Origin of the sequence: Streptomyces beijiangensis (assembly GCF_017315755.1) — a bacterium.
In the GTDB taxonomy this organism is placed as follows: domain Bacteria; phylum Actinomycetota; class Actinomycetes; order Streptomycetales; family Streptomycetaceae; genus Streptomyces; species Streptomyces beijiangensis.
Map to the genome: position 1 here is coordinate 1 of NZ_JAFLRJ010000223.1, position 20520 is coordinate 20520.

Annotated in this window: 24 protein-coding genes, 1 other RNA gene and 1 pseudogene; 14 read left to right on the forward strand and 12 right to left on the reverse strand. The window is 70.4% G+C overall.

What is annotated here, in order from left to right; genetic code table 11:
* Positions 1-44 precede the first annotated feature (44 nt).
* Positions 45-677: a bifunctional 4-hydroxy-2-oxoglutarate aldolase/2-dehydro-3-deoxy-phosphogluconate aldolase gene (locus tag J0695_RS23275; protein WP_206964351.1), complete on the reverse strand. Its 633-nt coding sequence runs from the start codon at positions 675-677 to the stop codon at positions 45-47.
* 73 nt (positions 678-750) lie between these two features.
* Complete coding sequence (gene yaaA / locus J0695_RS23280; protein ID WP_206964353.1) at positions 751-1533, reverse strand: peroxide stress protein YaaA; 783 nt, start codon at positions 1531-1533, stop codon at positions 751-753.
* Between the two features lie 88 nt (positions 1534-1621).
* On the opposite strand from yaaA, the gene J0695_RS23285 reads away from it, so the two are divergent.
* The 5 genes from J0695_RS23285 to rnpB all read left to right on the forward strand — a co-directional run bounded on the left by J0695_RS23285 (position 1622) and on the right by rnpB (position 5229).
* A complete protein-coding gene (locus tag J0695_RS23285) occupies positions 1622-3061 on the forward strand; it encodes an RNB domain-containing ribonuclease (RefSeq protein ID WP_206964355.1) in 1440 nt (479 codons plus the stop codon).
* An 81-nt stretch (positions 3062-3142) separates the two neighbouring features.
* Positions 3143-3574: a DUF4260 family protein gene (locus tag J0695_RS23290; protein ID WP_206964357.1), complete on the forward strand. Its 432-nt coding sequence runs from the start codon at positions 3143-3145 to the stop codon at positions 3572-3574.
* Positions 3567-4112, forward strand: a complete 546-nt coding sequence (locus J0695_RS23295; RefSeq protein ID WP_307798728.1) for a TetR/AcrR family transcriptional regulator — start codon at positions 3567-3569, stop codon at positions 4110-4112. Before J0695_RS23290 ends, J0695_RS23295 begins: the two co-directional genes overlap by 8 nt.
* A 96-nt stretch (positions 4113-4208) precedes the next feature.
* A complete protein-coding gene (locus tag J0695_RS23300; protein WP_206964358.1) occupies positions 4209-4787 on the forward strand; it encodes a Uma2 family endonuclease in 579 nt (192 codons plus the stop codon).
* A gap of 39 nt (positions 4788-4826) precedes the next feature.
* Positions 4827-5229: RNase P RNA component class A (rnpB, locus tag J0695_RS23305), an RNA gene on the forward strand.
* A gap of 59 nt (positions 5230-5288) precedes the next feature.
* Here the strand turns inward: rnpB and J0695_RS23310 are convergent.
* Positions 5289-5780 carry a hypothetical protein gene (locus tag J0695_RS23310; protein ID WP_206964361.1) on the reverse strand — a complete coding sequence of 164 codons (492 nt, stop codon included), beginning with the start codon at positions 5778-5780 and terminating at the stop codon, positions 5289-5291.
* 118 nt (positions 5781-5898) lie between these two features.
* On the opposite strand from J0695_RS23310, the pseudogene J0695_RS23315 reads away from it, so the two are divergent.
* Positions 5899-6054, forward strand: a pseudogene (locus J0695_RS23315) (helix-turn-helix domain-containing protein); the annotation flags it as partial.
* An 18-nt stretch (positions 6055-6072) separates the two neighbouring features.
* Entirely contained in the window at positions 6073-7026 is a 954-nt protein-coding gene (locus J0695_RS23320) for a DMT family transporter (protein ID WP_206964362.1), read from the forward strand.
* Between the two features lie 10 nt (positions 7027-7036).
* Here J0695_RS23320 and J0695_RS23325 read toward each other — a convergent pair whose 3' ends face one another.
* The 3 genes from J0695_RS23325 to J0695_RS23335 are packed head-to-tail and all read right to left on the reverse strand — an operon-like array spanning position 7037 to position 8959.
* Positions 7037-7666 (reverse strand): HAD family hydrolase, encoded by a 630-nt coding sequence (locus tag J0695_RS23325; RefSeq protein ID WP_206964364.1) that lies wholly within the window; start codon positions 7664-7666, stop codon positions 7037-7039.
* A complete protein-coding gene (locus J0695_RS23330) occupies positions 7663-8556 on the reverse strand; it encodes a PhzF family phenazine biosynthesis protein (protein ID WP_206964374.1) in 894 nt (297 codons plus the stop codon). Before J0695_RS23330 ends, J0695_RS23325 begins: the two co-directional genes overlap by 4 nt.
* 55 nt (positions 8557-8611) lie before the next feature.
* Positions 8612-8959 carry a MazG-like family protein gene (locus J0695_RS23335; RefSeq protein ID WP_206964376.1) on the reverse strand — a complete coding sequence of 116 codons (348 nt, stop codon included), beginning with the start codon at positions 8957-8959 and terminating at the stop codon, positions 8612-8614.
* 67 nt (positions 8960-9026) lie between these two features.
* Between J0695_RS23335 and J0695_RS23340 the strand changes: the two genes are divergently transcribed.
* Positions 9027-10016 (forward strand): aldo/keto reductase, encoded by a 990-nt coding sequence (locus J0695_RS23340; protein ID WP_206964377.1) that lies wholly within the window; start codon positions 9027-9029, stop codon positions 10014-10016.
* A 74-nt stretch (positions 10017-10090) separates the two neighbouring features.
* Positions 10091-11281, forward strand: a complete 1191-nt coding sequence (locus J0695_RS23345) for a D-alanyl-D-alanine carboxypeptidase family protein (RefSeq protein WP_206964378.1) — start codon at positions 10091-10093, stop codon at positions 11279-11281.
* A 15-nt stretch (positions 11282-11296) separates the two neighbouring features.
* Here the strand turns inward: J0695_RS23345 and J0695_RS23350 are convergent, their stop codons facing one another.
* A complete protein-coding gene (locus J0695_RS23350; RefSeq protein ID WP_206964380.1) occupies positions 11297-11755 on the reverse strand; it encodes a lamin tail domain-containing protein in 459 nt (152 codons plus the stop codon).
* Positions 11756-11867: 112 nt separating this feature from the next.
* The gene (locus J0695_RS23355; RefSeq protein WP_372445819.1) at positions 11868-12632 is read right to left on the reverse strand and encodes an SDR family oxidoreductase; all 765 of its coding nucleotides are present in this window, start codon (positions 12630-12632) and stop codon (positions 11868-11870) included.
* A 107-nt stretch (positions 12633-12739) separates the two neighbouring features.
* Here J0695_RS23355 and J0695_RS23360 point away from each other — a divergent pair, with 107 nt between their 5' ends.
* Complete coding sequence (locus J0695_RS23360) at positions 12740-14359, forward strand: alkaline phosphatase D family protein (RefSeq protein ID WP_206964390.1); 1620 nt, start codon at positions 12740-12742, stop codon at positions 14357-14359.
* On the opposite strand, the gene J0695_RS23365 is transcribed toward J0695_RS23360, so the two are convergent.
* On the reverse strand, positions 14346-15344 hold the full coding sequence (locus tag J0695_RS23365) for a Gfo/Idh/MocA family protein (RefSeq protein ID WP_206964392.1): 999 nt from the start codon (positions 15342-15344) through the stop codon (positions 14346-14348). The two genes, J0695_RS23360 and J0695_RS23365, sit on opposite strands and share 14 nt — an antisense overlap.
* A 53-nt stretch (positions 15345-15397) precedes the next feature.
* Here J0695_RS23365 and J0695_RS23370 point away from each other — a divergent pair, with 53 nt between their 5' ends.
* A complete protein-coding gene (locus J0695_RS23370) occupies positions 15398-16654 on the forward strand; it encodes a multidrug effflux MFS transporter (protein WP_206964394.1) in 1257 nt (418 codons plus the stop codon).
* Positions 16655-16662: 8 nt separating this feature from the next.
* The gene (locus tag J0695_RS23375; protein ID WP_206964396.1) at positions 16663-17067 is read left to right on the forward strand and encodes a DUF6188 family protein; all 405 of its coding nucleotides are present in this window, start codon (positions 16663-16665) and stop codon (positions 17065-17067) included.
* Here J0695_RS23375 and J0695_RS23380 read toward each other — a convergent pair.
* A complete protein-coding gene (locus tag J0695_RS23380; RefSeq protein WP_307798729.1) occupies positions 17023-17361 on the reverse strand; it encodes a P-loop nucleotide/nucleoside kinase family protein in 339 nt (112 codons plus the stop codon). The genes J0695_RS23375 and J0695_RS23380 overlap by 45 nt on opposite strands.
* A 240-nt stretch (positions 17362-17601) precedes the next feature.
* Here J0695_RS23380 and J0695_RS23385 point away from each other — a divergent pair, with 240 nt between their 5' ends.
* On the forward strand, positions 17602-18267 hold the full coding sequence (locus J0695_RS23385; protein ID WP_206964398.1) for a maleylpyruvate isomerase mycothiol-dependent enzyme family protein: 666 nt from the start codon (positions 17602-17604) through the stop codon (positions 18265-18267).
* Positions 18268-18345: 78 nt separating this feature from the next.
* Positions 18346-19371, forward strand: a complete 1026-nt coding sequence (locus tag J0695_RS23390; protein WP_206964399.1) for a small ribosomal subunit Rsm22 family protein — start codon at positions 18346-18348, stop codon at positions 19369-19371.
* Here J0695_RS23390 and ddaH read toward each other — a convergent pair.
* Positions 19360-20175 carry a dimethylargininase gene (gene ddaH, locus J0695_RS23395; RefSeq protein WP_206964401.1) on the reverse strand — a complete coding sequence of 272 codons (816 nt, stop codon included), beginning with the start codon at positions 20173-20175 and terminating at the stop codon, positions 19360-19362. The two genes, J0695_RS23390 and ddaH, sit on opposite strands and share 12 nt — an antisense overlap.
* 135 nt (positions 20176-20310) lie before the next feature.
* A complete protein-coding gene (locus J0695_RS23400; RefSeq protein WP_206964403.1) occupies positions 20311-20502 on the reverse strand; it encodes a DUF6243 family protein in 192 nt (63 codons plus the stop codon).
* Between the last annotated feature and the right edge of the window lie 18 nt (positions 20503-20520).

Below are 20520 nucleotides of genomic sequence, written 5' to 3' on the forward strand. Positions count from 1 at the left end.
GTCCGGGGGCGGAGCCCCCGTAAGCGGCCGAAGGCCGCTTGTCCTCAATCGCCGGACGGGCTTGAGATGAGCCCCGCCGCCTCCCGGGCCAGTACCTCCACCCGCGCCCAGTCCCGCGAAGCGATCGCATCGGCAGGCAGCATCCAGGTCCCGCCCACACACCCCACATTGGCCAGCGCCAGATAAGAAGGCGCGGACGCCAGCCCGATACCCCCCGTAGGACAGAACCGCGCCTGCGGCAGCGGCCCGCCCAGCGACTTCAGATACGGCACCCCGCCCGCGGCCTCCGCCGGGAAGAACTTCATCTCGGTCACGCCCCGCTCCAGGAGCGCGACGACCTCCGAAGTGGTCGAGACCCCCGGCAGGAACGGCACCCCCGAAGCCTGCATCGCACCGAGCAGCGCATCCGTCCACCCCGGGCTCACCAGAAACCGTGCCCCGGCGCCGACCGCAGCCTCAACTCGCGCAGCGGATATGACCGTCCCGGCCCCCACCACGGCGTCCGGCACCTCGTCAGCGATGGCGCGGATCGCGTCCAGGGCAGCGTCCGTCCGCAGCGTGACCTCGATCGCGGGCAGCCCGCCGGCGACGAGCGCGCGTGCGAGCGGCACGGCATCGGCAGCGTTGTCGATCACGACAACAGGAACAACGGGCGCAAGGTCCAGCACGGAAGTCATGGGCACATCCTGCCTGCCATCCCACGACATACGCAACGCCCGTTGCGCCCTGTGCAACGACGAGCGGTGTCGCCTAGTGGATCTCGTCCACCAGCACGTCCAGCGACCAGGCCTGCCCGCCCTTGACCGGAGCGGTGGCCTCCACCACGTAACCCAGTCCCCGCAACACCTCCACCAGCTCCCCGGGCCCGCCCGGCGAGACTCCCGCCATCAGCAGATCCCTGACGATCCGCCCCTTCGTGGCCTTGTTGAAGTGGCTGACCACCTTCCGGGTGGGTGCGTGCAGCACCCGCACCGAAGCGGTCTGCTCAGCCACCTCCCCCTTCGGCTTCCAGGCCGCCGCATAGGCACCGGACCGCAGATCGAGCACCAGCCCGCTCCCCGCGACCTCCGGCATGACGTCACCCATCGGCCCGCGCCAGAAAGCCCCCAGCGCCCCGAGCCCCGGCAGCTTCACGCCGGCCGAGCACCGGTAGGAGGGAATCCGGTCCCCGACGCGCACCGCGCCCCACAGCCCCGACGAGATCAGCAGCGCCTTCCCGGCCCGCCGCTTGGCCGCCGCGTCCAGCGTCGCGAGATCCAGCGCGTCGTACAACACGCCCGTGTAGATCTGCCCCGCGGGCCGCGCCCCCGCGGTCCGCAGCTCCACGTTCTTGGCGACCTCGCCCCGCAGCCCCTCGCTCAGCCCGAGAACCTCCCGGGCCTTCTCCTCGTCGGCCGCGCACAGCTCGACCAGCTCGTCCACCACGGCGGCCCGCGCCTCGGTCAGCCCCGGCAGCGACAGCGACTCCAGCTTCAGGGGCGCACCGGACCCACTCGCGGCCTTACCCTCCGAGGGCGGCAAGAGCACCAGCAAGGCATGTCTCCTTCATGTGCGTACGTACGACAACAACCGCCGCCAGCGTAAAGGTGCCGTGCGCTCCCACCCGCAATACGCTCGCCTCATGCCCAGCCGCCACATGCACATGACCGGCGAAGCCGAAGCCCCGCTGCGGGCCGCCCTGCGCGCGATGCGTACGAAACTGGAGCTCCCGGACGACTTCCCGCCCGAGGTGCTCGCCGAGGCCGAGCAGGCGGCCAAGTCCCCGCGCCTCCCCGCCCGCGACGCGACGGACATCCCCTTCTTCACGGTCGATCCGCCGACCTCCCGCGACCTGGACCAGGCGATGCACCTGGCCCGCACGCCGACCGGTTTCCGCGTCCACTACGCGATCGCCGACGTGGCCGCCTTCGTCACGCCGGGCGGCGCGATCGACGCCGAGGCGCACCGCCGCGTGACGACGCTCTACTTCCCGGACGCAAGGATCCCCCTGCACCCGCCGCTCCTCTCCGAGGGCGCGGCGAGCCTGCTCCCGGACCAGACGGCCCCTGCGCTGCTCTGGCAGATCGACCTGGACGTGGACGGCCGCACCACCGCCACCCACGTGGAGCGGGCTCTCGTACGCAGCCGGGCGAAGCTCGACTACGAGACGGTCCAGCACCGGATCGACGCCGGCACGGCGGAGACTCCCGTGGCGCTCCTCGCCGACATCGGCCGTCTCCGCGAGGCGCAGGAGGTGGAGAGGGGCGGCATTTCCCTCAACGTCCCCGAGCAGGAGATCACCGAACGGGACAACACCTACGGCCTCGCCTACCGGACCCCGCTCCCGGCCGACGGCTGGAACGCCCAGATCTCCCTCCTCACGGGGATGGCGGCGGCCGACCTGATGCTCGCGGCCGGCACCGGCATCCTGCGTACGCTCCCCACGGCCCCCGACGGAGCGGTCTCGCGCCTGCGCCGGTCGGCGAAGGCGCTGCGTATCGACTGGCCGCACCACGTCTCGTACTCCCAGCTGATCCGCACCCTGAACCCCGAGGACCCCCGCCACGCGGCGTTCCTCCAGGACTGCACCGCTCTCCTCAGGGGTGCGGGCTACACGGCGTTCACGAACGGCGAGCGCCCGGACCCGGCCACGCACGCGGCGGTGGCGGCCCCGTACGCACACTGCACCGCACCGCTCCGCCGCCTGGTCGACCGCTACGCGGGCGAGCTGTGCGTGGCGGCGGTGGCGGGGGACCAGCCCCCGGAGTGGGTGACGGCGGCGCTCCCCGCGCTCTCCCAGGAGATGGCGGACGGCACGCGCCGCGCCAACTCCGTGGAGCGCGAGTGCGTGGACATCGTGGAGGCGGCGCTGCTCAAGGACCGGGTGGGGGAGACGTTCGACGCGTACGTGGTGGACGTGAAGGAGCAGGAGCCGTCCACCGGCACCGTCCACCTGGAGGACCCTGCGGTGGTGGCGCGCATCGAGGGCGGCACGGGGAAGCTCCCGCTGGGCGAGCGGGTGCGGGTACGGCTCACACAGGCGGACCCGGGCACGGCGAAAGTGCAGTTCGCCCCGGCATAGAAGGTGACCCCTTGACAGGCTAACGCCGTTAGCTGCACACTCGTGGCTAACGGCGTTAGCCATCACTGGAAGGGGCACACCATGAGGACCGCAACGACGACAACGGCCACCACAACCACCACCACCACAACTGTCCTCACCATGACCCGCCGCAGCGCCTGGCTGGTGAACGCACTCTTCTGGTCGGCCTTCGCCGTCCTGGAAGCGGTCAACCACGGCTGGATCGCCGGCCTCTTCGCGCTGGCCTTCTTCATCGCCCCGGATCTGACGATGCTGATCGGCGCCGCGGACTCCTCACGCCTCTCCCACGGCCAACTCGCCCCGCGCGCCGTCCCGTTCTACAACGCGGCCCACCGCGCGCTGGTCCCCATCGCCCTCATGGCGGTCTACACGTACACGCCCATCACCTGGGCCCCGATCTTCGCGGCCCTGTGCGGCTGGACGGCCCACATCTCGTACGATCGCGCCCTCGGCTACGGCCTGCGCTCCAAGGAAGGCTTCCAGCGTGCCTGACCCCACCACCCCGCCCCGCGCCCAGCAGATCACCGCGGCGGCCCGCGCCCTCCTGGAGTCGGAGGGCCCGGAGGCCCTGACCATGCGCCGGATCGCGGAAGCGGTGGGCATGCGAGCCCCCTCCCTCTACAAGCACTTCCCGGACAAACAGGCGGTGGAGGCGGCGCTCAAGGCCGAGTCCCTGCTCGAAACAGCGGAAGCCCTGGAGGCGGCCGAGGCCCGCACCCCGGGCTCCTTCGCGGTCCTGGCCGCCGCGTACCGTACGTACGCACTGGCCCACCCCCACCTCTACCGCCTGGCCACCGACCGCCCCCTGGAGCGCGACGCGATCCCGCCGGGCCTGGAGGACCGCGCGGCAGCACCCCTGTTCCGGGCGGTGGGCGGCGACGAACATGTGGCCCGGGCGGCCTGGGCCTTCGCACACGGCATGGTGATCCTCGAACTGACCGGCCGCTTCCCGCCGGACGCGGACCTCGACAAGGCGTGGGCTACGGGTGCCGCGGCTTTCGGGGCGGAGAACTCCGACAACTCCGCGTGATCGTGTGCCACGATCGAAGGAAGAACTCCCATCTCACGGACGGTGGATCACGTGATGTCCCAGTCTGGCGAGCGACCGAGGAAGGGGCGTGACGACATGACTGCCGTGGCGCATGAGCCGCTCACGCAGGCGGACGTCCTGTTGGAGGGCTTCCTGGCGCTGGATACGCCAGAGGGCTTCCGGGCAGAGCTGATCGAGGGGGAGATTGTCGTGACGCCGCCGCCGGACGGTGATCATGAGGACTACATCGAACTCATCGTGAGCCAGGTGTACAGGCGGTCTCGGACTGACATGCAGTTCTCCGGGAATAAGGGCCTGAAGCTCCCCAGCGGTGGCGTGTGCCCGAGGAACCACCTCATCCCCGACGGCACCTTCGCGCCGAGGGAACGTCGGTTGTTCCGCGGCGCGGAGTCCTGGATGCCCTGTGAGGGTGTCGCACTGGCGGTTGAGGTCACTTCGTCCAAACCGGAGCGCGATCGCGAGGCCAAGCGACGTTGCTACGCCCAGGGGAGCATTCCTCTGTACCTCCTCATCGACCGCGACAAGACTTCGCTGACCCTCTTCAGCGACCCGGAAAAGGGTGACTACCGCCAGTCCTGCACCCTTCCCTTCGGGAAACCTGTCGCCCTCCCCGAGCCGTTCGCCTTCGAGCTGGAGACTGCGGACTTCGCGTGAGGTGTGACGGACCCCAGGTAGGATGGCGTACACGGCGGACGAGCCGGCTGGACGGCCGCGTGGGGATTCTCAGGATCCTCCCGAGGAACGTCCGGGCTCCACAGGGCAAGGTGGTGGCTAACGGCCACCCGGGGTGACCCGCGGGACAGTGCCACAGAAAACAGACCGCCGGGGACCTCGGTCCTCGGTAAGGGTGAAACGGTGGTGTAAGAGACCACCAGCGCCTGAGGTGACTCAGGCGGCTAGGTAAACCCCACCTGGAGCAAGGTCAAGAAAAGCCGTCGGAAGACGGCTTTGCGCGGACGTTCGAGGGCTGCTCGCCCGAGTTCGCGGGTAGACCGCAGGAGGCCGGCAGCAATGCCGGTCGTAGATGGATGGCCGTCTCCCCGGCGACCGCAAGGTCACCGGGCGACAAAACCCGGCGTACAGGCCGACTCGTCCGCTGCCATGGCCCTGGCCGGGGGTTTTTCCTTGGTCCAGGGCCATTCTGCGCTCCTGGTGTCAGCAGCGGCCGCTGGCGTCGAGTATCAGCATTCCCTGGGCACCGGTTGCCTTGCTCTGGAGGTCCTCGGGGATGGGCGTCGCTGCCGCGATGGTTTTCCACACCCCCCGCTTGAGGAACCCTCCTTCAGCGATCGAGGCGTTGCCGTCCAGCTTCCATCCGCGTGCCTGGAGACGGCCGACCGCGAGCAGCAACTCGGAACTCTTGGTCATCTTGCGGGTGGTGGTGTAGACGGTGACCCTGCACGCTCGTTGCAGTGTCGGGGTGTTGCCGACAGTGGTCGTTCCGATGCCCCGGGTGGCGAAGCGGAAGTCGCTGAGTACCTGAACCCTGGTGATCTCCGGCTCCTGCTGCGCGGACGCTGTCGGCGAGACCTTGGCGGGTTGTGCCGAAGGCTTGGACGCGACGCCCACGTCATCGCCCCCGCAAGCGGTCAGGAGCAGTGATGCCAGGACGACCCCGGCTGCTGCTATGTGTCTGAGACCTCGCACGGTCAAACCCTCCCCGTAATGCACCTGACACTGGTTGACCAGGCACGGAGGGCGATTGTGCCATCAGGTTCCGCCGACCCCGGCACCCTGCTCGCCGAAACCGGTTTCGCTGTCGATGCGCGCGCGGAGCCTGTTGGAGGCGGGCATGAAGCCCGCCGAGGTCGCCGGGATCGTCGGTTTCGCCGATCAGGCGCATCTGACGCGGTGGTTCCGTCGGGTGACGGGTGCGACCCCGGCCGCGTACCGCAACAGCGTTCAAGACGGCGGGCGGTGACCCCGGGATCATGGGGGCATGACAACACGCGGGTGGGCTCTCTTCGGGATGATGGGTGTGCTCTGGGGCATCCCGTACCTGATGATCAAGGTGGCGGTCGACGGCTTCTCGCCGGCGGGGGTGGTGTTCGTACGGTGCGCGATCGGGGCGGCTCTGCTGCTGCCGTTCGCGCTGCGGGGTGGCGGGTTCTTCCGTACGGTACGGGCGCACTGGGTGCCCATGCTCGCCTTCGCCGCGATAGAGATCATCGGTCCGTGGTGGACGCTGACCGACGCGGAGCGCAAGCTCTCCAGCTCCATGGCGGGGCTGCTGATCGCCGCCGTACCGATCTTCGGGGCCTTTATCGCCCGCTGGTTCGGCGACACGGAGAAGCTCGGGTTGCGGCGCGGGGCGGGGCTCGCGCTGGGGCTCGGAGGGGTCGCCGTGCTGACCGTGCCGCATCTCAGCGGCGGGGACGCCTGGTCGATCACCGAGGTGCTGCTGACGGCCCTCGGGTACGCCACCGCACCGCTGATCGCAGCCCGGCACATGAAGGACGTGCCCACGCTGCGGCTCATCACGCCGTGCCTGATGCTGGCCGCGATCGTCTACGCCCCTGCCGCCGTGGCCAGTTGGCCGTCCGCGATGCCGTCCGGGCAGGTCATCGCCAGCCTCGCGGGGCTCGGCGTCGTCTGCACCGCGGTCGCCTTCGTCGCCTTCCTGGAGCTGATCCGGGAGGTCGGTCCTGTGCGGGCCTCGGTCATCACGTACGTCAACCCGGCGATCGCCGTGGCGGCCGGAGTCGCGCTGCTGGGTGAGGAGTTGACCGTCTCGGTGGGCGGCGCCTTCGTTCTTATTCTTGGGGGATCCGTGCTCGCCACCTTGAAGGGGAGGGGCGAGGCGAAGAAGGAGGAGAAGGAGGAGAAGGAGAAGGAGGCGGCGGAGCCGGTCGTCGATGGTGACGGCGTACCGGCCTCCGCCGGGTTGGTGTGAGCGGCGAGGGCTACTGCAGCGGGCTCAACGCCCGCTGCAGGTCTGCCAGTTCGCTGTAGTGGACCGCCGTCATGCCCAGTGCCGTGGCCGCCTTGACGTTCTCCTCCGAGTCGTCCACGAACAGGCAGCGGTCGTACGGGACCTGGACGCGGGCCGCCGCGATCTCGTAGAAGCGCGTCTCCGGTTTGGCCACCCCGATGCGCGCGCTGCTCACCACATGGTCCACAAAACCGTCGAGGCCCAGGCGCGTCAGGTCCGCCTCCAGGTCCGTGGTCGCGTTGGTGACGAGGACCAGCGGGACGTGCTGCCGTACGCGGGCGAGCAGCGCCAGGATCTCCGGGTCCGTCCGGAAGGGCGCCGTCCCGAATGCTGCCGCCAGCTCCTTGGCCCGGGGCGCGGACGTCACCTCGGTGAGCGCGTCCTCCGTCGACCGCACCCACTCGGCATGGTCCATCTTGCCGAGGAGGAAGAGGCCGTCGCGCTCGGGCGCGAAGGCGATGGTGCCCGTCGTGCCGTCCGGGAGGCCCGCGGCGCGCTCCAAGCGGGTCACCTCGGAGGTGTCGTAGAAGCGGATGACACCGTCGAAGTCGCAGAGCAGGGCGTCGAAGGGGTACGGGTTGGGAACGGCGAAGGGCGTCATACGGTCGGCTCCTCCGGGATACGCGCCCCCGTGCCGCCCACCCGCACCCGCGCGTCACCGGCCCGCAGCTCCACCCGGAGCTCGCCCGGGCGGCCCATGTCCTCGCCCTGGTGCAGCGTGAGGACCGACTCCTCCGGGACCAGGCCAAGTTCGCGGGCATACGCAGCGAAGGCCGCGGCTGCCGCACCCGTCGCCGGGTCTTCGACGACGCCACCGACCGGGAACGGGTCGCGTACATGGAAGACCGTCTCCGACTCGCGCCAGACCAGCTGGACCGTGGTGAGGTCCAGAGCCGTCATGAGGGACAGCAGGCGCTCGAAGTCGTAGTCGAGGTCCGCGAGGCGGGACCGGGTCGCAGCCGCCAGGATCAGGTGGCGGGCGCCCGCGTAGCCGATGCGCGGCGGGAAGGCCGGGTCGAGGTCGGCGGGGGACCAGCCGAGTGCGTCCAGGGCCGCGGTCACGTCCTTCTCCGCGGCGTCGAACACGGTCGGCTCGACGCTGGTGAGCGTTGCGCGCAGGGTGCCTTCGGGGGACTCCTTCACCGTCACCGGAATCGTGCCCGCCTGCGTGGAGAGGAGCAGGTCGCCCGCACCGTGGCGTTCCGCGAAGGCGATGGCCGTGGCGATCGTGGCGTGGCCGCAGAAGGGCACCTCCGCCTTCGGCGAGAAGTAGCGGACCGTGAAGGCCCGGCCCGGCTCCCCGCCGAGGCCCTCCGGTGGCGCGGTCAGGAACGCGGTCTCGCTGTAGCCGAGGTCTGCCGCGATCGCGAGCTGCTCCGCGTCGGAGAGCCCTGTGGCGTCGAGGACGACACCGGCCGGATTGCCGCCCGACGGATCGGCGGAGAAGGCGGTGTAGCGGAGGATCTCGGGGCGGGATGCTGGTGTCGTCATGTTGTCGGCAACTCCTGACGCTTTTGGATCATTCCTGGCCGGGACCGGGGCCCGTTCATTTCGCTTCTGCCGCGCCGTCCTGGCCGGTGGAGCTCAGGGAGCGGTCCGCGACCCGGTCCAGGTGCGCGGCGAAGACCTCGGGGGCCTGCGGGGTGAGCGTGCGAAGGGCGACCATCGCCGTGACGATCACGTCGCAGAGCTCCGCCTCGACGTCCTGCCAGGTGTGGCTCGTGCCCTTGCGCGGATTCTGCCCGGTCGCCCCGATGACCGCCTGAGCGACCTCGCCGACCTCCTCGGAGAGTTTGAGGACACGCAGCAGGATGTCCTCCTGGGGCGGGAGGGTGTGCGATTCGCCCAGCCAGGCGTGCAGCTGGTCGACGGTGGTCCAGGTGTGGTCGTTCATGGTGAGCAGGTTCCCACGTCCGGGGGGCTTGCCTTCGGGTGCGCTCCAACTCCTAGCGTGGGCAGGCATGGAGACGATGAAGGCAAGGACGCTGGGACGCAGTGGCATCGAAGTGAGCGCGCTCGGGTTCGGGTGCTGGGCGATCGGCGGCGAGTGGGCCGACGCCGAAGGCAGCCCGCTCGGGTGGGGGAAGGTCGACGACGAGGAGTCGGTCGCCGCGGTGCGCCGTGCGCTCGACCTTGGGGTGACCTTCTTCGACACCGCCGACGTGTACGGCACCGGGCACAGCGAGCGCGTCCTGGGCCGGGCGCTCGCCGGGCGGCGCGACGAGGTGGTCGTCGCGACGAAGTGGGGCAACCGCTTCGACGAGACGACGCGCAGGGTGACGGGCAGCGATCCGACACCGGAGTACGCACGCGAGGCGCTCACCGCCTCGCTTCGACGGCTCGGCACGGACCACATCGACCTCTACCAGCTGCACCTGTCCGACGCGGCCCCCGAAGCGGGCGCCCAACTCCGGGACGCCTGCGAGGAGTTCGTACGCGAAGGGCTGATCCGTGCGTACGCCTGGTCCACCGACGACCCGGAGAGGGCCGAGGTCTTCGCCGAGGGCGAGCACTGCGCGGCCGTGCAGCACGCGTGCAATGTGCTGGCCGACGCCCCCGACATGCTGGCGCTGTGCGAGCGGCTCGGCCTTGCGAGCATCAACCGCAGCCCCCTCGCCATGGGTCTGCTCACGGGGAAGTACGCGGCCGGGGTGCGCCCCGGCGAAGGCGACATCCGCGCCGTGCCGCCGGCCTGGCTGAGCTGGTTCGGCGAGGGCGGGGCGCCTGCCCCTGAATGGGCGGCGAAGGTGGAGGCGGTACGGGACGTACTGACCAGTGGCGGGCGCACCCCGGGGCAGGGCGCACTGGCCTGGCTCTGGGCGCGCAGTCCCCGTACCGTGCCGATCCCCGGCTTCCGCAGCGTCGCCCAGGCGGAGCAGAACGCCGCCGCGCTGAACCAAGGGCCCCTGAGCGAAGGGGAGTTGGCGGAGATCGGCCGGATCCTGGGCTGAGCGCACGGCGGGGGCCGCAACCGGAACCCGGACCCGCCGTTAGTTCGCACAGCTTCGGTTTGTACGGTCCTGAGGTGCGTGAATCCTCCCGAGCCCCGATCTCCCGACGCGCGGCCCTCGGCCTGGCCGCCGCCGTCCCGGCCGCGACCGCCGCGGCTTTCGCCGGCAGCGGTACTGCCGCGGCCGCCACAGCCGTGGGCGGTGAGCGGCTCGGCCGCGACGGCGTCCAGGTGGATCTGGGCGGAGCCCCCGCGCTGCCGAAGCTGTCCGCCGCCTCCTGGCTCGTCGCCGACCACACCACCGGCGAGGTGCTCGCCGCCTACCGCGCGCACCACAGGCTGCCGCCCGCCTCCACGCTGAAGATGCTCTTCGCCGACACCGTGCTGCCGAAGGTCGGCGAGGTCACCCAGCGGCACAAGGTCACCGCGGCCGAGCTGGCCGGCATACCCGCGGGCAGCAGTCTGGTGGGGGTCGAGGCCGGGACGACGTACACCGTCGACCAGCTCTGGCAGGGCGTCTTTCTGCGCTCGGGCAACGACGCCGTCCATGTGCTGAGCGCCATGAACGGCGGCGTGGACGAGACCGTGCGCCAGATGCAGGCCCAGGCCGTCGATCTGCAGGCGCTCGACACCCAGGTCGTCAGCCCGGACGGCTACGACCACCCCGGGCAGGTCTCGTCCGCGTACGACCTCACGCTCTTCGCCCGGCACGGCCTGGGCATCGACAGCTTCCGCCACTACTGCGGGATGCGGATCGCGAAGTTCCCCGACGGGAACAAGGGGAAGACCTTCGAGATCCAGAACACGGACCGGCTGCTCGGTACGTACAAGGGCCTGATCGGCGTCAAGAACGGCTACACGACGAACGCGGGCAACACCTTCACGGGCGCGGCGACGCGCGGCGGCCGCACACTCCTGGTCACCGTGATGCACCCGGCGCCCGGCTACGACATGGTCTACCGCGACACCTCGGCGCTCCTGGACTGGGGTTTCGAGGCGGCGGGCAGAGCGGCGGCCGTCGGGACGCTGGTCAAGCCGGTCAGCGAGGGCGGTGCGCTCAAGACCGCGCCGAAGCCGGGGGCGGCCGTGACCGACACGGTCTCGGGCTCCCGGCCCGCCGCGAGCAGTGCCGTGTCCTGGCCGCTGATCGGCGGGGCGGGCGGCGCGCTGGCGCTGATCGGGGGCTCGGTGTTCGCGCTCAGGAACCGCAGGCGGAGCGAGCCGGAGGCGGCGCCCCCGGAGGGCGGTGGCCGCCACCGGCGCTGAGCGCCGCCAGGGGGTTCAGCTGGTGACGTAGCCCTTGCCGGGCTTCGTCCACTTGACGGCGTCCTTCTTCTTGCCCTTGGCGTCGCTGAGGGTCGCCGTGTCGTGGGTGTTGTTCCAGATCATCCAGCCGCGCTGCTGGTACTTGGACGCCGAGGTGTCCTTGCCCTTGCCCGTGAAGACGGTGACCGACTGGTTCTTCTTCAGCGTGACGTTGCCGAAGGTGTAGACGTGACGCTTGGTGTCCGTCAGCTTCCAGCCCTTGATGCTGACCGTGCCCTTCGAGCGGTTCTGGAGCCTGACCCACTCGCCGTTGACGGACTTGTTCGTGTGGACGTCCTTGCCCGGGGAGTCGTACTGGACCTTGCTGATCTGTACGGGCGAGGTGGCGGCCGACGCACTCGGAGCGGTCACGAGCAGGGCGCCCGAGAGAGCGGCGACGGCGAGGGCGGCGGGCGCCGCGATACGTATGCGCACGGTGTGCTCCGTATGTGGAAAGTGTGAAGGAGTGGTAAGTCTAGGGGTCCGCCGAAGCCGCCGTAAGCGCTTCGACGGAACCCCTCGCACCCGAACGACACCCCAACTCGGGTCAGCCGCGCCCCACATACGGCATCGTCGTCGCCAGCACTGTGGCGAACTGCACATTCGCCTCCAGCGGCAGCTCCGCCATGTGCCGGACCGTCCGTGCCACATCGGCCGCGTCCATCACCGGCTCCACCGCCAGCTCGCCGTTGGCCTGCAGGATCCCGGTCCGCATCCGCTCCGTCATCTCGGTCGCCGCGTTGCCGATGTCGATCTGCCCGCAGGCGATCCGGTACGGGCGCCCGTCCAGCGACAGCGACTTCGTCAGCCCGGTCATCGCGTGCTTCGTCGCCGTGTACGCGACCGAATCGGGGCGCGGCGCATGGGCCGAGATGGACCCGTTGTTGATGATCCGCCCGCCCTGCGGGTCCTGCGCCTTCATCAGCCGGAAGGCCCCCTGCGCGCAGAGGAACGACCCCGTCAGGTTGGTGTTCACCACCTGCTGCCAGGCCTCGTACGGCAGATCCTCAAGCGGTGTCCCGGCGGGTCCGAAGGTGCCGGCGTTGTTGAAGAGGAGGTCGAGGCGCCCCCACCGCTCGCGCACGGCGGTGAAGAGAGCGTCCACGTCACCGGGGTCCGCCACGTCGGTACGTACGCACAACGCGTCCCCCATCCCCGCGGCCGTCTCCTCCAGCGCTTCCGTGCGCCGCCCCGCCAGTGCCACCGACCAGCCGGCCTCGGACAGGGTGCGTGCGACGGACCGGCCGATGCCGGAGCCCGCGCCCGTCACCAGCGCGATCTTCTGCTGCGATGCATTCCCAGCTGCGTTCATGGGGCGGCAGCGTACGGGAGGGTCCGACATCCGGACCTCATCCGTCCGCCATCCGGCTGTGGTGTACGCGACAACCTGCCGTCGTCCCGCGCCACTCGAATGCATGCATGACGACAGAGCACTCCCCCCAACTCAGGGCCGCCGCACGTCACATAGGCCGCCGCCGCTTCCTCACCGTCACGGGAGCCGCAGCAGCCCTCGCCTTCGCCACCAACCTCCCCGGCACCGCGCAGGCCGCCGAACTCGACGCCGCGAAGATCACCGCGGACCCCTTCACGCTGGGCATCGCCTCCGGAGATCCGCTGCCCGGCTCCGTACTCCTGTGGACGAGACTCGCGCCCGACCCGTATGCGGCCGACAGCGGACTGCCCGCAGCCCGCGTCACCGTCCGCTGGGAGCTGGCCCACGACGAGCGCTTCACCCGTGTCGTACGGCGCGGCTCGGCGACCGCGCACCCGGAGCTCGACCACAGCGTCCACATCGAGGTCGGCGGCCTCGACCACGACCGCGTCTACTACTACCGCTTCCGCACCGGGGCCTGGATCAGCCCCGTCGGCCGCACCCGCACCGCGCCCGCGCACGGCGCCCGCGTCGGCGAGCTGAAGATCGGCGCGGTCACCTGCCAGGCGTACCACGACGGCTACTTCACCGCCTACAAGCACCTGGCGGAGGAGGACCTGGACGTGGTCTTCCACCTCGGCGACTACCTCTACGAGTATGCGGTGGACGCCGTCGGCGGCGCCCGCAAGTACACCGACCGCCGGCTGCCCGCGCACTTCAACCGCGAGACGGTCACGCTGGAGGACTACCGGCTGCGGTACGCGCTCTTCAAGAGCGACCCGGACCTGAGGGCGGCGCACGCGGCGCACCCCTTCGTCGTCACCTGGGACGATCACGAGACCGAGAACAACTACGCGGACGAGACCCCCGAGAACGACGTCCCGCCGGAGGAGTTCCTGCTGCGCAGGGCCGCCGCGTACCGCGCGTACTGGGAGAACCAGCCGCTGCGCCTGCCGCAGAAGCCGGAAGGCCCGGACGCCAGGCTCTACCGGCGTGTGCAGTGGGGGAGGCTCGCGCAGTTCGACGTACTGGATACCCGGCAGTACCGCTCGGACCAGGCGTACGGCGACGGCTGGCAGTACCCGGGCCCGGAGTCCGAGGACCCGGCGCGCACCATGACGGGCGCGGCGCAGGAGCGGTGGCTGCTCGACGGGTGGCGTCAGTCGCGGGCCACCTGGAACGTCGTACCGCAGCAGGTGTGCGTCGCGCAGCGCCGGAACGTCCCCACGGGCGTCTCGAAGCTCTCGATGGACGGCTGGGACGGCTACCCGGCGGCGCGGCAGCGGCTGCTCGAAGGGGCGGTCGCCACGGGCGCCGACAACCTCCTCGTCCTCACCGGCGACCTGCACAACGCGTACGCGCACGACCTGAAGCTGGACTTCGACGATCCCGCGTCGAGGACGGTCGGCGTGGAGCTGGTCGCGACCTCGATCACGAGCGGCGGCAATGGCGCGGACAAGCCCACCAACTGGGACGCGTACATGACGTCCAACCCGCACATGCGCTTCTACCACGGCCGCCGCGGCTATGTGACGGCCACGCTCACCGAGCAGCAGACGAGGGCGGACTTCCGGGCGGTGGCCGCTGTGACCACGCCCGGAGCAGCCATTTCGACGGTCGGATCCTTCGTGACCGAGGCGGGGGACCCGGGCCTCAAGCCTGCGTGACCTCGCGCGGGTAGCGGACGCCGATGCGGTCCCGTACCGCGTCGAGCGTCCGCATCACCGCGAGGCTCCCGTCCAGCGGGACCAGCGGCGACTCGGTCTCGCCCGCGCGCAGGCAGCGCATGACCTCCTCGGCCTCGTGGGCGAAATTGGGCCGGTCGCCCTCGGCGGTGAACTCCTCGGGGTCCTGTCCTGCCCGGTGCAGCACGAACCGCTCCGGATGGAAGAACCCGCGCGGGAAGTCGATGCGCCCCTTGGTGCCGGTGACGGACGCGGTGCGCGGGGTGTCGCCGGTCACCGAGCAGGACAGCAGGGCGCTGGCACCCGACCCGGACCACCCCAGGAGCATCCCGGTGTTCAGATCCACGCCCTCGTCGGAGAGCAGGGCATGCGCCTGTACGACGTCGGGTTCACCGAGCACCAGCTGGGCGAAGGAGACGGGATAGACGCCGAGGTCGAGGAGCGCGCCGCCGCCCTGGGCGGGATCGCGCAGCCGGTGGTCGGCGGCGAAGGGGCCTTCGATCCCGAAGTCGGCCTGGACGGTGTGGACTTCGCCGATGGCGCCGTCCCGTACAAGATCGACCATGCGCCGTATGAGCGGATTGCAGTACGTCCACATGGCCTCCATCAGGAAGCGCTCACGCTGCCGGGCCAGCGACACGAGCTCCTCGGCTTCGCGCGCATTGAGCGTGAACGCCTTCTCGCACAGCACGGCCCGCCCGGCCTCCAGGCAGAGCCCGGCGGCTTCGCGGTGGGCGGAGTGGGGCGTGGCGACGTACACGACATCAACGTCTTCGTCACCGGCGAGCTCGGCCCAACTCCCGTAAGCACGAGGGATTTTGAACCGCTCGGCAAAGGCCTGTGCGGAAGCATCACTGCGCGACCCCACGGCCACGACCTCCGCACCGGCCGTCTTCAGCAGATCGGCGGTGAAAGCCGCGGCTATCCCACCGGTAGCCAGCACACCCCAGCGAATGACCCTGTCCATACCCACCCCAAAAAGGTCTCGACCACTCCTACTGTGCTGAGAGAATAAAGGCCATGCCGAAGACCTCCACGCCCGGCCACATACGAACCGGGCAGCGCGCCCCTGTCACCACCCGCCGCACAGGCCTCCTCGTCACCCTCGTCCTGGGCGGGCTCACCGCGCTGCCCCCGCTCTCCATGGACATGTACCTCCCGGCGCTCCCGGAGGTCACCGGCGCGCTCCACGCCCCCGCCGCGACCGTCCAGCTGACACTCACCGCATGCCTGGTCGGCATGGCGCTCGGCCAGCTGGTGGTCGGACCCATGAGCGACAAATGGGGCCGCCGCAGGCCCCTGCTCATCGGCATGGTGATCTACGTGGCGGCCACGGCGGTCTGCGCCTTCGCCCCCACCGCGGAACTCCTCATCACCTTCCGCCTGCTCCAGGGCCTGGCGGGCGCGGCGGGCATCGTGATCGCCCGCGCGGTGGTCCGCGACCTCTACGACGGCATGGAGATGGCCCGCTTCTTCTCGACGCTGATGCTGATCTCGGGTGTAGCCCCCGTCGTCGCCCCTCTGATCGGCGGCCAGATCCTCCGCATCACGGACTGGCGCGGCGTCTTCGTGGTCCTGACGGTGATAGGCACCTTCCTCACCTTCATAGTCTGGAAGTGGCTGCACGAGACGCTCCCGCCGGAGCGGCGCCACAGCGGCGGGGTGGGCGACGCACTCCGCACGATGCGAGGCCTCCTCGCGGACCGGGTCTTCACGGGCTACATGCTCTCCGGGGGCCTGGCCTTCGCGGCGCTCTTCGCGTACATCAGCGCCTCGCCCTTCGTCGTCCAGGAGATCTACGGCGCATCCCCCCAGACCTTCAGCCTGCTCTTCGGGGTGAACTCGATCGGCCTGGTGGCGGTGGGCCAGATCAACGGGAAACTGCTGGTGGGCAGGATCAGCCTGGACAAGGCGCTGGCCATAGGCCTGACGATCATCATCCTGGCCGCGACGGCGCTGCTGCTCCTGACGGCGGGGGTCTTCGGCAAGCCGGGCCTGTTCCCGGTCGCGGCGGGCCTTTTCGTGCTGATGTCGGCGATGGGCCTGGCGATGCCGAACACGAACGCCCAGGCACTGATGCGCACCCCGAACGCGGCAGGCTCGGCCTCGGCCCTGCTGGGCACGTCCACCTTCCTGCTGGGCGCGGTGGCTTCGCCGCTGGTGGGGATCGCGGGGGAGGGGACGGCGGTGCCGATGGCGGTGGTGCAGCTGGTGTGCGGTGTGGGGGCGGCGGTGTGCTTCCTGGTGCTGTGCCGGCCGTGGCAGCGGCGGCACTGAAGGCCGCCATGCCTGAACGCGAGCCGGTCGAGGACGATGACCGTTGGCGCCTCGGACTCCGGGGCCTGGTCGTCACCAGAATCGGAGTCGACTTCCAGCTGAGGCTGGCGCTCGGGCAGGACTGGGAGGTCGTACTGGAGGCACCCGCGTACCTCGGTCCGGTCGCTGGTCCCGCCGAGCGACTCACACCGGCAACTCAGGACGTCGGTGCGGCGCTTCCGCTGTTCGGCGCGAAGGTCTTGTCTGCGGTCGCGTTCAAGTCCGGCTCTCTGCGTTTGGCGTTCGACACCCCGTTGATGCTGACCTGTCCAGCCGACCCGGACTGCGAGGCGTGGCAGATCATGGGGCCGGGCGGACGTCTGTTCGTCTCACAACCCGGCAAGGGTCTCGCGGTCCGGCCGGTTTCCCGGTGAGGGCGGGTCGAGGCGGCGGATGAGCGAGGTGAGGGACTCTTGCGGGTCTTGTCCGGCGGTGTCGACCATGACGTGGTCCCGGTCCCAGGGTTCGTAGTCACGGTTGAGGACCTGCTGCCAGTCGGGCAGCGGCAGATCCGGGATGTCGATCGCGCGTGAGATCACGCGGTGCCGGTGCTCGGCCGGATCCGAGCAGATCACTTCGACCTCGATGGCGGGGACGCCTGCCTTGGCGCCCACGTCCCGCCAGGCGTTGCGAGTGATGGCCACGGGGTTCACCGATTCTGCGATCACGGAGAGTTCCTGCTGGAGATGGTCCTCGGCCAGGGCGTATCCGACTGTGTAGCCGACCGGTCCGAGGGGGTGCTGGGCCAGGCCCGAACGGACAATCGCCTGCTCGATCGTGTCGATGACCTGCGCGGGGGTGCGTCGATGTGGTGCGTACGACCGTCGCCGAACGCGTGGCCGCTCTGCGCTCGGGGCCCTGTCAATATGCGGAGGCGTGTCTCCCTCCGGTCGCTGTACAGTCCCGCCATGTCCCGATCAGTCAAGAGTGACCCCGCCCTGTCTCCCGTCACCGCGGACGACATCGATCTTGCCGTGCAGCTCGCCATAGCCGTTCTTCGCGAGGCGCCCGCGGAGGCGTGGACCGCCAAGGCCGGTTCGCTGGAGTGGGACTGCTGGGAGGTCGTCGAGCACCTCAGCGACGACCTCTTCACCTACGCCACCCAACTCGGCATCAGGACACCGGCGGTGGTGGACTGGCTGCCCTTCCTGTGTGAGAGCCGACGGCCCGGTGGGCCGGAGAACGCCGTGCACGCGGACCGGGTGGGAGGGCCCGCCGGACTGCTGCAGGTGCTTGAGGCGAGCAGCGCGCTCCTGGTCGCGATGGTGCGTACGACGCCGGCGGAGGTTCGCTCCTTCCACAGCTTCGGGGCGTCGGATCCCGAGGGGTTTGCCGCGATGGGGGTCGTGGAGACCCTGGTGCACACACACGACCTGGCGGACGGCCTCGGGCTTGTCTGGAATCCGCCTGCCGATCTTTGTGCTCGCGTACTCGCGAGGCTGTTTCCGTATGCCTCGGATGTTCCGGACGGCACGGATCCCTGGCTCACCTTGCTGTGGGCCACGGGACGCGCCGAACTGCCCGGTCATCCCCGGCTCACCAAGTGGCGCTGGGACGGGACACCCCGGGTGTAGACGGGACACCCCGGGTGTAGACGGGACACCCCGGGTGTAGGGGACTGGCACGGGCCGCGCACCGCTTAAACTCGCCCGGTGAACGACTCCCTCCCCACCGCGGAAGCCCTGCGCGCCGCCCTCGCCGGTCTCGTCGGCGGGCTGCCGCCCAAGCAGGCCACGCAGGCCGTCGAGCGGCTCATCGCCCAGTACCGGGGGATCACCCCCACCGATGCGCCCGTGCTGCGCGACCGTTCCGACGTCGTTGCGTACGCCGCGTACCGCATGCCCGCGACCTTTGAAGCCGTGCGGTCCGCTCTCGGGGCTTTTCAGGACGCCGTTCCTGAGTGGGTGCCTGCTACGCACACCGACATCGGCGGCGGTACGGGTGCCGCCAGCTGGGCCGTCGCCGAGGCCTGGGGCGGGCAGGCGACCACCGTGCTCGACTGGGCCGAGCCCGCGCTCGCGCTCGGCAAGGAGCTGGTGGGTGCGGCGGGGGCCGGTGGTCTCCGTAATGTCACCTGGACCAAGGCCCGGATCGGGAAGGAACTTGCGCTGGATCCCGTGGATCTGGTCACCGTCTCCTATGTGCTGGGGGAGCTGACCGAGGCCGACCGGGGCGCCGTCATCGATGCTGCCGCCGGTGCCGCGCAGGGCGTCGTCGTCATCGAGCCCGGTACGCCGGACGGGTATCTGCGGATCATGGAGGTCAGGGACCGGCTCGTCGCAGCCGGGTTCAGCGTCGCCGCGCCCTGTCCGCACAGCGGCGCCTGCCCCATCGAGCGCGGCTCCGACTGGTGCCACTTCTCGGCGCGGGTCAGCCGCTCCTCGCTGCACCGGAAGGTCAAGGGCGGGTCGCTCGCGTACGAGGACGAGAAGTTCAGTTACGTCGCCGCGGTACGGGGTGAGGTACGGGGAGACGTCGAAGCGCCCGCCTCCCGCATCGTGCGCAGGCCGCAGATCCGCAAGGGGCAGGTACTGCTCGAACTCTGCACCGACCGCGGGGAGTTGGACCGCACCACCGTCACCAAGCGGCACGGGGAGCTCTACCGGGCCGCCCGGGACATTGCGTGGGGCGACGAGTGGCCGCCGCCCCGCGCCGACGACGACGGATCAGGGGCGTAGCTCCTGGGTGCAGCACTTCACGCTGCCGCCGCCCTTGAGCAGTTCCCCGAGATCGATGCCGATGGGGTCGTAGCCCCGGTCCCGCAGGGGTTCGTACAGGCCCACCGCCGCCTGAGGCAGCAGGACATGGCGGCCGTCGCTCACCGCGTTCAGGCCGAGCGCGGCGGCGTCCTCCGGGCCCGCGATCAGGGCGTCGGGGAACAGGCGCGCCAGGACCGCGCGGCTGCCGGGCGAGAAGGCGTCGGGGTAGTACATGATCTCGTCCGCCTCGTCGTCCAGGACGGACAGGGCCGTGTCCAGGTGGTAGTAGCGCGGGTCCACCAGGTCCAGGCCGATCACCGGGCGGCCGAAGAACTCCTGCGCCTCGTCGTGCGAGAGCGGGCTGGAGCGGAAGCCCCGGCCGGCCAGGAGGTAGGAGGACGTGACCGCGAAGTCGCCCTCCCCCTCGTTGATGTGGGAGGGGGCGTGGATCTCCGTGTAGTCGTGGTCGCGGAACCACTCCAGATGCTCGTGCGCCTCCGCCGCCCGCTCCGGGTACGCGAATCGGGCGCCCAGTACCCGCCCGTCCACCACCGTCGCGCCGTTGGCCGCGAAGACCATGTCGGGCAGGTCGGGGCGCGGGGTGAGGAGCTCGACGGTGTGGCCGAGTGCGCGGTATCGGTCGCGCAGGTCTTCCCACTGGGCGAGTGCGAGCGGTAGCTCGACCGGCTTCGCGGGGTCCATCCACGGATTGATGGAGTACGTCACTCTGAAGTGCGCGGGTGGGCACATCAGGTAGCGCCGGGGTCGGGCATCACGAGGCAATGAGGGCTCCTCACGGCGGACAGGGCTGGCACGGAATGGGTACAAGCCGAACTGTTGCCCATGGTCCGCCGTGCGGGGCTTCTGCGCTGTGCACCGATCGGGTGGTTCACCGAGTGGTTCATCGGGCCCGGTGGTTCATCGCGTGGTGTCGGCGGTGCCCTGGCGGCCCTCCTTCAGCTTGCGGAGGAGCTCTCGCTTCTGCGCCATCGGGTCCAGCGGGCCGCCCTTCCCCGCCCCGCCCTTTCCGCCGCCCCGCAGGGCCTTGCGGGAGAGGTGGGTGCGGGCGCCGCCCACGCCGAGCATGTTTCCTGTTCCACCACGGGTCATGGTCGTGCCTCCCATTGC

Coding starts and splice junctions, on each gene's coding strand:
- J0695_RS23385 (WP_206964398.1), top strand. CDS start 17,602: ATGTCCCGATCAGTCAAGAGTGACCCCGCCCTGTCTCCCGTCACCGCG.
- J0695_RS23335 (WP_206964376.1), bottom strand. CDS start 8,959: ATGAACGACCACACCTGGACCACCGTCGACCAGCTGCACGCCTGGCTG.
- J0695_RS23285 (WP_206964355.1), top strand. CDS start 1,622: ATGCCCAGCCGCCACATGCACATGACCGGCGAAGCCGAAGCCCCGCTG.
- J0695_RS23370 (WP_206964394.1), top strand. CDS start 15,398: ATGCCGAAGACCTCCACGCCCGGCCACATACGAACCGGGCAGCGCGCC.
- J0695_RS23320 (WP_206964362.1), top strand. CDS start 6,073: ATGACAACACGCGGGTGGGCTCTCTTCGGGATGATGGGTGTGCTCTGG.
- J0695_RS23360 (WP_206964390.1), top strand. CDS start 12,740: ATGACGACAGAGCACTCCCCCCAACTCAGGGCCGCCGCACGTCACATA.
- J0695_RS23300 (WP_206964358.1), top strand. CDS start 4,209: ATGACTGCCGTGGCGCATGAGCCGCTCACGCAGGCGGACGTCCTGTTG.
- J0695_RS23340 (WP_206964377.1), top strand. CDS start 9,027: ATGGAGACGATGAAGGCAAGGACGCTGGGACGCAGTGGCATCGAAGTG.
- J0695_RS23365 (WP_206964392.1), bottom strand. CDS start 15,344: ATGGACAGGGTCATTCGCTGGGGTGTGCTGGCTACCGGTGGGATAGCC.
- J0695_RS23375 (WP_206964396.1), top strand. CDS start 16,663: ATGCCTGAACGCGAGCCGGTCGAGGACGATGACCGTTGGCGCCTCGGA.
- J0695_RS23290 (WP_206964357.1), top strand. CDS start 3,143: ATGAGGACCGCAACGACGACAACGGCCACCACAACCACCACCACCACA.
- J0695_RS23325 (WP_206964364.1), bottom strand. CDS start 7,666: ATGACGCCCTTCGCCGTTCCCAACCCGTACCCCTTCGACGCCCTGCTC.
- J0695_RS23400 (WP_206964403.1), bottom strand. CDS start 20,502: ATGACCCGTGGTGGAACAGGAAACATGCTCGGCGTGGGCGGCGCCCGC.
- J0695_RS23275 (WP_206964351.1), bottom strand. CDS start 677: ATGACTTCCGTGCTGGACCTTGCGCCCGTTGTTCCTGTTGTCGTGATC.
- J0695_RS23355 (WP_372445819.1), bottom strand. CDS start 12,632: ATGAACGCAGCTGGGAATGCATCGCAGCAGAAGATCGCGCTGGTGACG.
- J0695_RS23330 (WP_206964374.1), bottom strand. CDS start 8,556: ATGACGACACCAGCATCCCGCCCCGAGATCCTCCGCTACACCGCCTTC.